General features: G+C 74.3%; 2 protein-coding genes. Both read right to left on the reverse strand.

The genetic code is table 11. The features are described from left to right. Nucleotides 1–12,489: an amino acid adenylation domain-containing protein gene (locus ABZ562_RS01170; RefSeq protein ID WP_361472166.1), complete on the reverse strand. Its 12,489-nt coding sequence runs from the start codon at nt 12,487–12,489 to the stop codon at nt 1–3. Between the two features lies 1 nt (nt 12,490). After that, nucleotides 12,491–15,757 (reverse strand): amino acid adenylation domain-containing protein (locus ABZ562_RS01175; protein WP_361472169.1); only part of this gene is annotated, 3,267 nt, incomplete at its 5' end.

Consider the following 15,757-nt stretch of genomic DNA (forward strand, 5'->3'; position numbering starts at 1 on the left):
TCACGCCTTCCGTTCCGCGCCGGCGGCGCCGTCCGCCGCGGTCTCCTCGGCCGCGGCCCGCTCCAGCTCCCGTACCAGCGCCTCTTCGATGAGCTCGGCGAAGCCGGAGAGGGTGGGGGTGCCGAGCAGTTCCCGGAACGAGGGCCGGACGCCGAAGGCGCGCTTGATCTGGGAGAGGGTCTTGAGGCTGAGGATCGAGTGCCCGCCGAGGTTGAAGAAGTTGTCGTGGGCGCCGACCCGGTCCACCTCCAGCACATCGGCCCAGATCTTGGCGAGCGCCTTCTCGGTGTCGGTCCGCGGCTCCACGAACCCGCCGTCGGCGGCCCGCGGGGCCCCCTCCACGGGCAGGGCCTCGCGGTCCACCTTGCCGTTGGGGTTCAGCGGGAACTCCGCCAGCGGCACCAGCGCGGGCGGCACCATGTAGTCCGGCAGCCGGTTCGCGAGGTAGCCGGTCAGCGCCGTGGCGTCGAAGGAGTCCGGCTCGGCCACCCGGACGTAGCCGACCAGCCGCCGGGCCTCCGCGTCGCCCCGCACCATGACCACCGCCTCCGCGATGTCCGGGTGGCCGGTCAGCGCGTGCTCGATCTCGCCCGGCTCGATGCGGTAGCCGCGCAGCTTGATCTGGTGGTCCAGGCGGCCCAGGTACTCCAGCGTCCCGTCGGGCAGCCGGCGCACCCGGTCCCCGGTGCGGTAGAGGCGTTCACCGGAGCCGAACGGGGCGGCCACGAAGGAACGCGCGGTCTGCTCGGGCTGGCCGAGGTATTCCCGGGCCAGCCCGGCACCGGAGAGGCACAGCTCGCCGGGGGCGCCGACCGGCAGGACGCGCAGCGCCTCGTCCAGGACGTAGGCCCGGGTGTTCTGCACCGGGCGGCCGATCACCGGGCGGTCGCTGTCGGCCAGCCGCGTCATCACGGTGTCCACCGTGCACTCGGTGGGGCCGTAGAAGTTGAAGCTCATCAGCTCCGGGAGGGCCCGCAGCCGCTCCCACAGCTCCTGGCCCACCGGTTCGCCGCCCAGCGCCAGGCCGCGCAGCCGCAGCCCGGGACGCTCCAGCAGCCCGGTGTCGGCCAGCTGCTGGAGGTACGACGGCGTGGTCTGCAGGAACTCGATGCCCTGGTCGGCCACGTGGTCGGCCAGGGCCTGGGCGTCCCGGCGGGTGCGGTCGTCGACGATGTGCAGCTCGTTGCCGTCGACCATCCACAGCACCGGGTTCCACGAGGCGTCGAAGGACGCCGGGGCCAGGTGCGCCACCCGCAGCGGCCGGCCGTCCGCGGTGGCCCGGACCGGGCCGAACACCGTGCGCCGATGGCTGTCGAACAGGTTGGCCAGACTGCGGTGTTCGACCACCACACCCTTGGGACGCCCGGTCGAACCGGAGGTGTGGATGATGTACGCCGCCGCGTCGGGGGAGACCACGATCCCGGGCGCGGTGCCGGGGCGGGCCGCGATCCGCTCGCGCTCCTCGTCCAGGGCGACGACGACGGCCCGGTCCCGCGGGATCCGCTCGCGCAGCCGGCCGTGGGTCACCACCACGGGTGTCGCGGTGTCCTCCAGGAGCAGCGACAGCCGCTCGGCGGGCGCCGCCGCGTCGACGGGGACGTAGGTGCCGCCGGCCTTGAGCACCGCCAGCAGCGCCGTGATCATGTCGGTGCCGCGCTCCAGGAGGACCGCCACCGGGGTCTGGGAGCGGACGCCCCGCTCGGCCAGGTGGTGCGCCAGCCGGTTGGCGGCCGTGTCCAGCTCGGCGAAGGTGAGCCGGCCGTCCTCGCCGACCACGGCGACGGCCTCCGGGGTGCGCGCCGCCTGCTCGGCGAACAGCTGGTGCACGGGACGGTCGTCGAAGGTGATCCGCGGGCCCTGGTGGGCGGTGAGCACCTCGCGCCGGTGCTCGGTGCTCAGCTCACCGAGCTGGGCCACCGTGCGCTCCGGGGCCTCGGCGATCTCCTCCAGCAGCGCGCGCAGCTCGGCCATGACGCGCTCGGCCGTCTCCGGCTCGAACAGCACCGGGTCGTAGGCGAGCCGCAGACCCAGCCGCCCGGCCGGGAACACGGCCAGCACCATGGGGAAGTTGGTGAACTCCAGCGCCTGCGGGTCGCGCAGGCTCACCCCGTACTCGGCGCCCATCTCGCCCTCGTACGGATAGTTCTCGACCACGATGTAGCTGTCGTACAGGCTGGTGCCCGCCGGTACCTGCGCCCAGCCGCGGATCTGCGACAGTGACACGAACTCGTAGCTGCGCGCCTCGGTCTGCTCCCGCTGCAGGTCGGCCAGCCAGTCCAGCAGCCGCCGCTCACCGTCGACGCGGGTGCGCACGGGGATGTTGTTGATGAAGATGCCCGCGATCGACTCCACGCCCGGAAGGTCGGCGGGCCGCCCGGAGACCGCCGAACCGAAGCACACGTCCGCGTTCCCCGAGTAGCGCGACAGCAGCAGCGCCCAGGCGCCCTGCGCGAGGGTGTTGACCGTGAGCCGGTGGCGCTTGACCAGCTCGCCGAGCCGGTCGGAGACGTCCTGGGGGAGCTGGAAGGAGATCCGGGCCTGCGAGCCGGTCCACTCGGTGCCGGGCAGGTCGTGGTCGACGGGCAGCGGGGTCGGCTCGGTGTGGCCCTCCAGCACCCGGCGCCAGTGCTGCTCGGCGGCCTGCGGGTCCTGGCGGTCCAGCCAGGCCACGTAGTCGCGGAACGGCCGCCGGGCCGGCAGCGGGCCCTCCTTGAGGCCGCGCACCCGCAGATAGTGCTCCAGCAGCTCGGCCAGCAGATCGGCGCTGCTCCAGCCGTCGAGCAGGACGTGGTGCGAGGTCCACACGGTGCGGACGCTGCGGTCCGTCTCGGCGATCAGGGTGACCCGGGACAGCGGCGCGACCGTCAGGTCCATGCTCCGCGCCCGCTCCTCGTCCAGCAGCTTCTCGAAGCGCTCGGCGCGCTCGGACTCGCCGAGCCCGGTCCAGTCCAGCACCTCCACCGGCATCCGCACCCCGTGGTGCACCACCTGCAGCGGGTCGTCCACGTTCTCCCACACGACGGCGGTGCGCAGGATCGGCGTGCGGTCGGTCAGCAGCTGCCACGCCTCGGCCAGGGCCGGCAGGTCGTCGACGCCGTCCAGGACGAACGACAGATGCCCCAGGTAGATGCCCTCGCCGTCGCCGGACTCGTCCAGGCTGTGGAACAGCAGCCCGCTCTGCATGGGCGTCAGCGGGTAGAGGTCGTCGATGCGGCCGCCGTGCTCGGTGAGCTGGTCCAGCGTGTGCTGGTCCACCCGCGCCAGCGGGAAGTCCGAGGGCGTGGCGCCGCCGGGCCCGGCCGTCGCGCAGTGCTCGACGATGCCGCGCAGCGCGTCCGCGAGCCGTTCGCCGAACCCCTCGACGGTCGCCGTGTCGTGCACCGCCGAGGAGTGGAACAGCGTGATCTCCAGCCGGCCGCCCCGGGCCTGGGCCACGATGTCCAGCAGGTATTCGAGCGACTCCTCGGCCGCTTGCTCCGTGCCGAAGCCCAGCCGGACCCCGCGGACCAGCCCGTCGCCGAACGCCGCGTCATCGGCCTGGCCCAGGTAGTTGAAGCACACCTGGGCGCGCGGAGCCTCGGCGAGGATCTCGGCGGGCGAGCCCGCCGGGCTCAGATGGCGCAGCGCGCCGTAGCCGATGCCACGTCGCGGCACCGTGCGCAGCTGCTCCTTGACCGACTTCAGCCGCTCGCCCCAGTCCTCGCCCGACGGGGTCAGAGCCACGGGGAAGCCACTGGTGAACCAGCCGACGGTACGGCTGGTGTCGACGCCGTCGAACAGGTCCTCGCGGCCGTGGCCCTCCAGGTCGAACAGCACGCTCTCCCGGCCGGTCCAGCCGGCCAGCGCGGTGCCCAGCGCCGTGAGCAGGACATCGTTGACCTGCGTGCGGTACGTGGCGGGGACGTCGTGCAGCAGCGCCCGGGTGTCCTCCACGCTCAAGGTCACCCGTACCTCGTCCGCCGAGGCGACCGTCGCCTCCCCGCGGCGATCGACCGGCAGGTCCGGCTCGGCCCGGCGGCCGGTGGCCACCCAGTGGTCCAGCTCGGCGTCGAAGCCGCCGGCCGCGGTGTGCTCGGACAGCCGCAGCGCCCAGTCGCGGAAGGAGGTGGTCTTCTCACCCAGGTCCACCGTCCGCCCGGCGGCCGCCTGCGCGTACGCGGTCTCCAGATCGGTGAGCAGCAGATGCCAGGACACCGCGTCGACGACGAGGTGGTGGGCCGTCAGGAAGAGCCGGCCGGCGCCGTCGCCCAGGTGGAACAGCAGCGCGGCCACCGGCGGCCCGGCCGCGAGATCGAACCCGGCCTGGGCGCGCGCCGCTGCCTGCCGCATCGCCTCCTCGGGCGCGTCCTGCCCGGACAGGTCCACCTCCTCCAGCGGCCAGGTGGCGCCCGCCGGGGTCACCTCCTGCTGCCAGCGTCCGTAACTGGAGGTGTAGCGGGCCCGCAGCTGGTCGTGGTGGTCGAGCAGGGCGTCGAGGGCGCGGCGCAGCGCCGCGGTGTCGGGCGCCCGGTCCAGCTCCACCAGCACCGACATGTCGTAGTGGTGGGGTGCGGCCGTGTGACGGCCGAAGAAGGTGCGCTGGATCGGCGTCAGCGGCGCCCGGCCCACCACCGGCTCGGCGCGCCCGGTGCCGGCGGCCTGCTCCGCCGTCTCGGCGGCGGCCGTCGCGAACGCCAGCTCGGCGATGGTCTGGTGGGCGAATATGTCCTTGGACGACAACGTAATCCCCTTCTGCCGTGCTCGGGTCACGACTTGGATGCTCAAGATGGAGTCCCCGCCGAGGTCGAAGAAGTTGTCCTCGACCCCCACCCGGTCGACGCGCAGGACATCGGCCCACACCTCGGCGAGGGCCTCCTCCATCCGGTCGCGTGGCGGCACATGGCCGGTGGTGTGCCGGCCCTCGGTGTCCGGGGCGGGCAGGGCGCGGCGGTCGACCTTGCCGTTGGCGTTCAGCGGCAGCCCGGGCAGCTCGACGAACGCCGCGGGCACCATGTACCCCGGCAGCGTGTCCTTGAGGTGGGCGCGCAGCTCCGCGGCGGCGAACGGCCGCCCCGGCGCGGGCACGGCATAGCCGATCAGGCGGGCGGGGGTTCCGTCGTCCTGCCGGGCGGCGACCACCGCGTCGGCCACCGACGGATGCCGCCGCATGGCGGCCTCGACCTCGGCCAGTTCGATCCGGAAGCCCCTGATCTTGACCTGGTCGTCGGCCCGCCCGGCGAACTCGATGTCACCGTCGGCCCGCCGGCGTACCAGGTCGCCCGTCCGGTACAGCCGGGCTCCGGGCGCGGTGGCGAACGGGTCGGGCACGAACCGTTCCTCGGTCAGCCCGGGCCGGTTCAGATAGCCCCGGGCCACGCCGGGGCCGCCGAGGTACAGCTCGCCCACGACGCCCACCGGGACCGGCCGCCGCGCCTCGTCCAGCACGTAGGTGCGCGCGCCGGGAATGGCCTGCCCCACGGGTACTCCGGCGCCGTCCGGCAGCCGGTCCGCGCGCACCGGGTACACACACGACTCGACGGTGGCCTCGGTGACCCCGTACGAGTTGAGGAACACGGTGCCCTCGGCCGCCTGCGCCAGGAGCCTGCGGCAGTCGTGTGTCCGCCAGTTGTCGGAGCCGACGGCGAGGACCCGCAGCGGGGGAAGCCCGGTGCCCCGCCGCTCCGCCTCCTCGGCCACCGCGCCCGCCAGCGACGGCACGGTCTCCATGTGGGTCACGCGGGCCCCGCGCATCAGGTCCAGCAGCAGCCCGGGGTCGGTGGTGGCCTCCGAGGGCGCGATGACCAGGGCGCCGCCGTGGCACAGCGCGTGCGCCAGGTCGGAGACGAACACGTCGAACGACATGCTGGCCACGTTGAGCTGCCGGGCGGGCGGCTCCTCCGCCAGCCCGTACACCTGCCTCCAGGACGCGGCGGCGAAGACGACACTGCGGTGCTCGACCATGACGCCCTTGGGCCGTCCGGTGGAGCCGGAGGTGTAGATGACGTAGGCCAGGTGGCCGGGCGTGACCCCGGACTCCGGGGTCCGCGCGGGCAGCTCGGCGATCCGCGGCCACTCCTCGTCCAGCCGGAGCACCGGCACCCCGCCGGGCAGCCGCCCGGCCACCGCGGTCTGGGTGAGGACCAGCTCGGCGGCGCTGTCGGTCAGCAGGTACGCGATCCGCTCGGCGGGGTGTGCCGGGTCCAGCGGCAGATAGGCGCCACCGGCCTTGAGCACCCCCAGCAGGGCCACGACCATGTGCAGCCCGCGCTCCACGCAGATGGCGACCACCGAGTCCGGGCCCACGCCGCGCGCGGCCAGTTCCTGCGCCAGCCGGTCGGCGGCCTCGTCCAGTTCGGCGTAGGTCAGCGAGGCCGTGCCGTAGACCACCGCCTCGGCGTCCGGGGTGCGCCGGGCCTGCCGGCTGATCAGCTCGTGCAGACAGGTGTTCTCGTCGAACGGGAGGGGATGGCCGCTCCACTCGCCGAGCGACCGCGCCCGCTCGTGCTCGGGGAGCATGGTCAGCTCCGCGAGCGGCCGGTCGAGGCCACCGGCCATGCCGCACAGCAGCGCTTCCAGGTGCCCGGTCATCCGCGCCACCCGGGCCCGGTCGAACAGGACCGGGTCGTAGGCGAGTTGGATGGCCAGCCGGTCACCGTCGAGGTAGACGGTCAGGTCCAGCGGATAGCTGGTGGTGTCCACCGCGGTGACCCCGGTGACCGCCAGCCCGTGCGCGGCCGCCGCCTCCTCGTTGCCCGGATAGTTCTCGAAGACCACGATGCTGTCGAAGAGCCGTACCCCGCGCGGGAGTTGTGAGACGGCCTGCACCTGGGGGAGCGGCGCGTACTCGTGGTGCCGGGCCTCGATCTGCTCCTCCTGCAGTCCCCGCAGCCAGGCCAGCAGGTTGTGGTCCTCGGCCACCCGGGTGCGCACCGGCAGGGTGTTGAGGAAGTTGCCGACCATCGCCGCCACCCCCGGCAGGTCGGCCGGGCGCCCGGATACGGTGGCGCCGAAGCACACGTCCTCCTCGCCGCTGTAGCGGGACAGCAGCAGGGCCCAGGCTCCCTGGACCACGGTGTTGAGGGTGAGCCGGTGGCCGCGGGCGTGCTCGGTGAGCGCGGTGGACCGCTCCGCCGACAGCTCCACGGTGACCCGCTCGGCGGCCTCCGACTCGTGTCCCGGGGCGGGGCGGCGGTCGTAGGGGAGCGGGGTGGGCGAGTGCAGCCCGGCCAGCGCGCCCCGCCAGTACTCTTCGGCCCGGGCGGCGTCCTGGCGGCCCAGCCACTGGACGTAGTCCCGGAACGGAGGCCGGGCCGGGGCGGGCACGGCCGCCGTCCCGTCGGCGAGGGCGCGGTAGTGGGCGAAGACGTCGGCGAGGATCCCGGAGGTGCTCCAGCCGTCGAGGACGATGTGGTGGAAGGTCCACACCACGCGTATGGCGTCGTCCCGCTCCCGCGCCAGCACCAGCCGGGTCAGCGGCCCGGCGGCCAGGTCCATGCCCGCACCGCGCTCCCGGGCCACCAGCTCGGTGAGCAGCCGGGCCCGCTCGTCCTCGTCGTGGCCGCGCCAGTCCAGGGTGCTGATGCCCGGCCGGGCGTCGCGCCGTATGACCTGCAGGGGGCGTTCGACGCCTTCCCACACCAGGTGGCTGCGCAGCGCCGGGGTCGCGTCGGCCACCCGCCGCCACGCGGTCTCCAGCGCGTCGGCGTCGCCCGCGCCCTCCAGGAGGAAGGAGACGTGGTCGAGGTAGGCGCCGTGCGGCTCGGTGAGCGCGTGGAAGAGCATGCCGCTCTGCATGGGCGTGAGCGGGTAGATGTCCTCGACCCGGGTGCCGGGCCCGGCCAGCCGGTCGACGGCGGCCTGGTCGAGGCCGGCCAGCGGGAAGTCGGACGGGGTGGCGCCGCCGGTGCCCGGCGACAGGCAGTGGTCGATCAGGGCGCGCACCGCGCCGACCAGGCTCTCGGCCAGGGCGCGCACGGTCGCCTCGTCGTGGATGTCGCGCGAGTAGTGGAGGGTGAACTCCAGCCGTCCGCCGCGTACTTCGCCGACGATGTCCAGCAGGTGCGGGCGCGCCTCCAGTGGGCTGTGGTCGCGGCCGAAGTCGAACGCGCGGGCCGCGTAGAGCCCGTCGCCGCCGTCGTCCTGCCACTGGCCCAGGTAGTTGAAGCTGACGGCGGGGGAGCCCTCGGGCAGCGCGGACCGGTCACCGGCCAGGTACCGCAGGGCGCCGTAGCCGATGCCGCGCTGCGGAACCGCGCGCAGGCTCTCCTTCATCGCTTTGATCAGGTCGCCCGCCGCCGTCCCATGGGGGACGGTCAGCAGCACGGGGAAGATCGAGGTGAACCAGCCCACGGTCCGCGAGACGTCGACCCCGTCCAGGATCTCCTCGCGGCCGTGTCCCTCCAGGTCGACGACCACCCGCTCGTCGCCGGTCCAGCGGCACAGGGCCTGGCCGAGCGCGGTGAGCAGGATGTCGTTGACCTGGGTGCGGTAGACGGCCGGGACCTTGTGCAGCAGGGCGTCCGTCGCCTCGGCGTCCAGCCCGGCGCTCACGTGGCGCACCGACTCCATGGTGTTCTCGCCGTCGCGGTCGGCGGGCAGCGGCGCGGCCGGGTGGGCGGCCACCTCCCGCCAGTGGTCCAGCTCGGCGTCGAAGCCACCGGCCTCGGTGTGCCCGGCCAGGCGGTGGGCCCAGTCGCGGAAGGAGGTGGTCTTGGCGCCCAGCTCCACCGGACGGCCCGCCGCCGTCTGCCGGCAGGCCCGCTCCAGGTCCTCCAGCAGGATCCGCCACGACACCCCGTCCACGACCAGGTGGTGGACGGTCAGGAACAGCTGGGAGGGGCTGCCGGGGGCTCCGGTGAAGAGCAGGGCGCGCAGCAGCGGGCCGTCGTCGAGGTCGAGCCCGGCCTGGGCCCGCTCGGCCAGCGCGGCCGTGGCGCGCCGCCGCTCCTCGTCGTCGAGGTGGCCCAGATCGACCCGCTCCAGTGGGGTGTCCTCGTCCGCGGGCAGGTTGACCTGGCGGACGTCGTCCCCCTGGCCGCTGAAGCGCATCCGCAGCGCGTCGTGGTGCCGGACCACCGCGCGCAGCGCCGCCGCCAGCGCCTGTTCGCCGGTGTCCGGGGCGAGGGTGAGCAGCATGGACTGGTTGAAGTGGTGCGGCGCGCGGGTGTGATGGGCGAAGAACCAGCGCTGTACGGGGGTGAGCGGCGCCTCCCCGGTGACCGGGCCGGTGTCGGCGGCGGAGGTGACGGGCACCGCCGCCCGCGCCAGCTCGGCCACGGTCTGCCGGGCGAAGACGTCCTTGGAGGTCAGCGCCCAGCCCGCCTGCCGGGCCCTGGCCACGACCTGGATGCTGAGGATGGAGTCCCCGCCGAGGTCGAAGAAGTTGTCGCGGGTGCCCACGCGCTCGATGCCGAGCACATCGGACCACACCTTCGCCAGGGCCACTTCGGCCTCGCCACGGGGCGCGGCGTGGTCGGCGTCCGGGGTGTGCCGCGCGGCGGGGGCGGGCAAGGCGCGCCGGTCCAGCTTGCCGCTGGCGGTGAGGGGGAACTCGGCGAGCGCCACGAAGGCGGACGGCACCAGATAGCCGGGCAGCCGGGCCTCGGTGAAGGCGCGCAGCTCGGCGGGCTCGGGAGGGGTCTGTCCGGAGTGCCGTACGTAGCCCACGAGTTGCTTGCGGTCGCCGTCCCGGCGCGCCACCACCGCGGCGGCGGCCACCTCGGGGTGCTGTTCGAGTACGGACTCGATCTCGCCCGGTTCGATGCGGTAGCCGCGCATCTTGACCTGGTTGTCGGTGCGGCCCAGGAACTCCAGGGTGCCGTCGTCCCGCCACCGCACCAGATCGCCGGTGCGGTACAGCCGGGCGCCCGGGGTGTCGGCGAACGGGTCGGCGACGAAGCGTTCCTCGGTCAGCTCGGGCCGGCCCAGATAGCCGCGGGCCACGCCGGGGCCGCCGATGTACAGCTCGCCGGGGACCCCTACGGGGACCGGCCCCCGGCTCTCGTCGAGGACGTACGCCGAGGTGTTGACGATGGGGCGGCCGATGGGGATCGGGGTGGTCCCGTCGGCCTCGCGGACGTGGTGCCAGGTGGCGAAGGTGGTGGTCTCGGTGGGGCCGTAGCCGTTGACCAGGCGCCCCGGCGGCGCGGCCGCCAGGACCTGCGCGGCCCGGCGCGGGTTCACCGCGTCCCCGCCGAACAGCAGAGTGCGCAGGCTGCCGAACGCGGCCGGGTCGACGGCGGCGACCTGGTCGAACACCCCGGCGGTCAGCCACATGGTGGTGATGCCCAGCCGTTCGATGGCCGCCCGCAGCGCCCGCGCGTCGAGCAGCGTCTCCCGTCCCATCGGCACCACGCGCGCCCCGGCCGCCAGAGCGCCCCAGATCTCGAAGGTGGCGGCGTCGAAGGTGACGTCCGCGGCCTGGGCCACCACGTCGTCCTCGCGCAGTGGCGCGTAGTCGACCTCGGTGACCAGGCGGACGATCGAGCGGTGCTCGACGACGACGCCCTTCGGTGTGCCGGTGGACCCGGAGGTGTACAGCACGTACGCGGCGTCGCCCGGCCCGACGGCCACCTGGGGGGCCTGCGGCGGGCGGGCGGCGATGGCGTCGGCGTCCTCGTCCAGCAGGATCGTACGGGCCCGGCCGGAGGGCAGCCGGGCGCTGTGCTCCCGGTCGGTCAGGCACACCCGCGCCCCGGTGTCGTCCAGGATATACGCCAGCCGCTCGGCCGGATGGTCCTGGTCCAGCGGCACATAGGCGCATCCCGCCTTGAGCACGGCGAGCAGGGCCAGGTAGAAGTCGGCGCCGCGCGGCAGGCAGACCGCGACGTAGCCGCCGGGTTCGGCGCCCCGGGCGATGAGGTGGTGGGCGAGCCGGTTGGCGCGCTCGTCCAGCTCGCGGTAGGTGAGCCGGTCCGTTCCGCCGTCGACCGCGATGGCGTCCGGTCCGCGCTCGGCCCGGTCGGCGACCAGTCCGTGCACGGTGGCGTCGGCCGGGTAGGGGACGCGGTTGTGGCCCCATTCGCGGGTGAGGGTGCGCAGTTCGGCCTCGGTCAGCAGCGGCAGGCCGCCGACCGGGCGGTGCGGGTCGGCCACGATGCCCTCGAGCAGTACGCCCAGGTGGCCGGTGAGGCGGGCCATGGTGGCGGCGTCGAACAGGTCGGTGTTGTACTCGACGGTGCCGGTCAGCTCCCCCGACGCGGTCTCGGTGAACTCCAGCGTCAGGTCGAAGATCGAGGACACCGACGGCGGGCGGAACTCGGTGACCTCCAGGCCCGGCAGACCGATCTCGCCGCCGGGGGTGTTCTGCAGGACCACCGCGGCCTGCACCAGCGGGGTGCGGCCGGGGTCCCGCTCGATGTGCAGCGCGTCCACCAGCCGGTCGAAGGGGATGTCCTGGTGGGCCAGGGCGTCCCACACGGTGTCGGTGACCCGCCCGAGGAAGTCGGTGAACGGCAGGTCGGTGTCCACGTCGGAGCGCACCACGAGGGTGTTGACGAAGAAGCCGACCAGCGGCTCCAGTTCGCTGCGGTCCCGGCCGACGGTCACGGTGCCCACCGCCACGTCCCGCTGGCGGGAGTAGCGCGCCAGCAGCACCTGCGAGGCGGCCACGAGCACCGAGAACAGCGTGCCGCCGTGCCGCTGCCCCAGCTCGGTCAGGCGCCGGGTCACCCCGGCGGGGACGCTGAAGGCCGCCAGGGCCCCGTTGGTGGTGCGGACGGCGGGCCGGGGCCGGTCGGAGGGCAGCTCCAGCGGCTCCACCCCGGCCAGCGTGTGCTTCCAGAAGTCCAGTTGGGACTGCCATCGGTCGTCGGTGAGGTGTTCGCGCTGCCAGACGGCGTAGTCGCGGTAGCGCACCGGCAGCGGCGGCAGCCGGTGCTCACGGCCCTCCAGCGCGGCCGCGTACAGCTCGCCCAGTTCGTGGGCGATCACACCCTTGGACCAGCCGTCGGCCGCGATGTGGTGCATGTTGAGCAGCAGCGTGTGCCGGGCGGCGCCCAGACGCAGCAGCACCGCCCGCAGCAGCGGCCCCCCGGCGAGGTCGAAGGGGCGGCTCAGCTCGGCCCGCAGCAGTGCGTCCACCCGCGCCTGCCGGGCCTCCTCGGGCAGGCCGCCGAGGTCCGTGGTGTCCAGGTCCACCGGGGTGGCCGGGCGCACGACCTGGTGCGCCCGGCCCTCGGCGGTGGCGAAGGTGGTGCGCAGCGGCTCGTGGCGGGCGACGAGCCGGCCGAGCGCGTCGGCGAGCGCGCCGGTGTTCAGCTCGCCGGTCAGCCGCAGCCCGACGGACGAGGTGTACTCGATGCCCCCGGACTCGTACTGGTCGAGGAACCACAGCCGCTCCTGGCCGAAGGACAGGGGAGCGGGTACGCCGTCGTCGACCGGCTGGATGGCGGCTTCCGCTCCGCCCGCGGCCCGGTCGTTCAGCCGCTGTTCGAGCAGCGCGTCGAGGGCGGTGTCGTCCAAGTCGTCGAAGTCGTCCGGGCCGGGTGCGCCGGAGATCTGGTCGTTCATGTCATTCCCCTCGTGCGCTGGTGCGCGTGGTGGCGCCCGGCTCCGGGCGGCGCAGCTGTGTGCGGGCGTGGGCGCGGACCACGCCGGCCAGTTCGGAGACGGTGCGCGCGGTGAAGACCGCGCGCACCGAGACGGTGACGCCGATGTCCTCGCGGATACGGGAGACGGTCTGCAGGGTGAGGACGGAACTGGCGCCCAGGGCCGCCAGGTCGTCCAGGACGCCGATCCGCTCGATGCCCAGGACCTGTTCCCAGATGCGGGCCAGGGCCTTCTCCACGGCGTTGCGGGGCGCGGTGTAGGCGCGCCGGCCGTCCGGCCGGGCCGGGGGCTTCGGCAGGGCGTTGCGGTCGATCTTGCCGCTGCTGGTCTCCGGGAAGGTGTCCAGCACCAGGATGTGCGACGGGACCATGTACTCGGGCAGATCGGCGCCGAGCCGTGCGCGCAGGCGCTCCGGGTCCGGTTCGCCGTCGCCGTCGGGCACCACGTACCCGGTCAGCACCGCGGACCCGGAGCCGCCCCCGTCCGCGACCACCGCGGCCTTGGCCACACCGGGCAGCCGCAGCAGGGCGTTCTCCACCTCGCCCAGCTCGATGCGGTAGCCGCGGACCTTGACCTGGTTGTCCAGCCGCCCCAGGAAGTCCAGGTCGCCGTCGGGCAGCCACCGGACGAGGTCGCCCGTACGGTACAGCCGCTCCCGCGGGGCGAAGGGGTCGGGGACGAAGCGCTCCGCGGTCAGCTCCGGTCGGCCCAGATAGCCGCGGGCCAGCCCCCGGCCGCCGACGTACAGCTCGCCGGGCACGCCGATCGGCACCGGGTTGCGCCGCTCGTCGAGCACGTACGTACGGGTCCCGGTGATGGCCGTGCCGATCGACGGCAGCCGGTCGTCGGAGGCGTCACCGCGCATCCGCAGCACGGCCGCCGTGGTCAGCACCGTGGCCTCGGTGGGGCCGTAGTGGTTGACGAGGGTGAAGGGGGCGTCCGCGGGCAGCCTGCGGCGGACCACGTCGGCGCCGGTGAGCATGTGGCGCAGCCGGCCCTTGTGGACACCGGGCTGGTCCAGTACGGATTCCAGCCGTGGCGCCGGGACCACGGCGAGCGTGATGCCGTGGTCGGCGATCCACTCGGTGAGCAGGTACGGGTCGTCGAGCTGCGCGTCGGGGACGAACCACAGGCTCGCCCCGGCGGCGAGGTTGCCCCACTGCTCCAGCACGGTCGGGTCGAAGCCCGGCGCCACCAGCTGCGAGGCCCGGTCCTCCGGGCCCACCTGGTAGTAGTCGCGGTACCACCACAGGAGGTTCAGCACATTGCCGTGCTCGATCTGCACACCCTTGGGCCGGCCCGTGGAACCCGAGGTGTAGAACACGTACGCCAAGTCGTGGCGGCCCGTTTCCACGCCGGGCGGGCCGTCCACGGCCTCCCCCTCGGCATCCTCCACGTACAGCGTCCGGCCGCCCTCGGGGACCGGGCCGTCCGCCAGGTGCCGCTGGGTGACCACGACGGGCACCCCGGCGTCACGCAGCATGTACGCGGCCCGGTCCGCCGGGAGCGCCGGGTCCAGCGGCAGACAGGCGCCTCCCGCCTTGAGGACGGCGAGCTGCCCCACGGTCATCTCCATGCCGCGCACGGCCCGTACGGCCACCACCGTGCCCGGACGCACCCCGCACGCCACGAGACGGTGGGCCAGCGCGTCGGCCCACGCGTGCAGCTCACCGAAGGTCAGCTCCCGGTCGGCGCAGACCACGGCGGACGCCCGCGGCGCCCGGCGCGCCTGCTCGGCGAGGAGCGCGTGCACGCTCCGGTGGCCGGTGTCGGCCGGGGACGCGGTGGGGTGGCTCCACTCCTCGGTGACCAGCCGCCGCTCCTCCTCCGTCATCAGCGGCAGCCCGCCCAGGGCGCGCTCCGCGCCGGAGGCCATCGCGGCCAGCAGCACCAGCAGGTGTTCCGCCATCCGCTCGATGGTGGAGCGGTCGAACAGGTCGGTGTTGTACTCCATCCGGCAGGACAACGCGCCGTCCCGGTCCTCGAACTCCAGGCCCAGGTCGAACATGGCGGTGGCCCTGGGGACGGGGATCTCCTCGGCCCGCAGCCGGGCGGAGCTGACGGTCTGCACCCGCTTGAGGGTCACCGCCACCTGGAACAGCGGGGTGCGGCTGGAATCCCGCTCCGGCTGAAGCTCCTCGACCAGGCGGTCGAAGGGCAGCTCCTGGTGGGTGAGCGCCTCCAGGACGGTGCGCCGGGTCGCGGCCAGGAACTCCGCGACCGTCATCTCCGGACGGACCTCGCCGCGCAGGACGAGGGTGTTGACGAAGTAGCCCAGCACGTTCTCCAGCTCGACGCGGTCGCGCCCGGAGACGATCGTGCCCACCGCCACGTCCGACTGACGGCCGTAGCGGGACAGCAGCAGCTGCACCGCCGCCACCAGCGTGCCGAACAGCGTGGTCTGCTGCTCCCGGCTCAACTCGGCGATCCGGTCGGCCAGTTCGCCGGGCACGGCGAAGGCGTGCTCGTCGCCCGCCGAGGTGCGGACGGGCGGACGGGGACGGTCGGTCGGCAGCTCCAGCGGGCTCACCCCGGCCAGCCGCCGCCGCCAGTACTCCAGATCCTCGCGCGGCCCGGCGCCGCTGCGCCGCTCCTCCTCGGCCCGCTGCCACACGGCGTAGTCCGCGTAGCTCACCGGCAGCGGGTCCAGGCCCGCCGGCGTGCCCGTCGCGACCTCCTCGTACAGGGCGCAGAACTCCCGCGCCAGCACGTCCTTGGACCAGCCGTCGGTGATGATGTGGTGCATGTCCAGCAGCAGGACGTGTTCCCGCTCGGCCAGGCGCACCAGCGCCACCCGCAGCAGCGGCCCGTGACGCAGGTCGAAGGAGGCGGCCGCGTGTGCGCGCAGCGTCCGCTCCAGCTCCGGGCCGCGCTCGGCCGCCGGGCGCCCGGACAGGTCCAGGTGGCGCACCGGCACCGGCCCGGGGGCGTGCACCCGCTGGGTGCCCTGGCCGTCCACGACGTCGAAGGTGGTGCGCAGCGCCTCGTGGCGCTCCACCAGCGCCCGCAGCGCGCGCTCGGCCGCCCCGGGGTCCAGCTCGCCGGTCAGCCGCAGCGCCAGGGGCGAGTTGTACTCGGTGCCGCCGGGCTCGTACTCGTGCAGGAACCACAGCCGCCGCTGTCCGTACGACAGGGGCAGCGGCCCGTCGTGGTGCGCCCGGCGCAGGGCGGACCCGGCGGGGGGGCCGCCCCCGCGCGGGGCGAGCGCGGCCCCGGGGGGGGCCGCGAA

Origin of the sequence: Streptomyces sp. NPDC019937, from assembly GCF_040631655.1 — a bacterium.
Classification (GTDB): Bacteria; Actinomycetota; Actinomycetes; order Streptomycetales; family Streptomycetaceae; genus Streptomyces.

What these genes read in the sequence shown, in the direction of transcription:
- ABZ562_RS01170 (WP_361472166.1), bottom strand. Translation starts at nt 12,489, where the DNA reads ATGAACGACCAGATCTCCGGCGCACCCGGCCCGGACGACTTCGACGAC.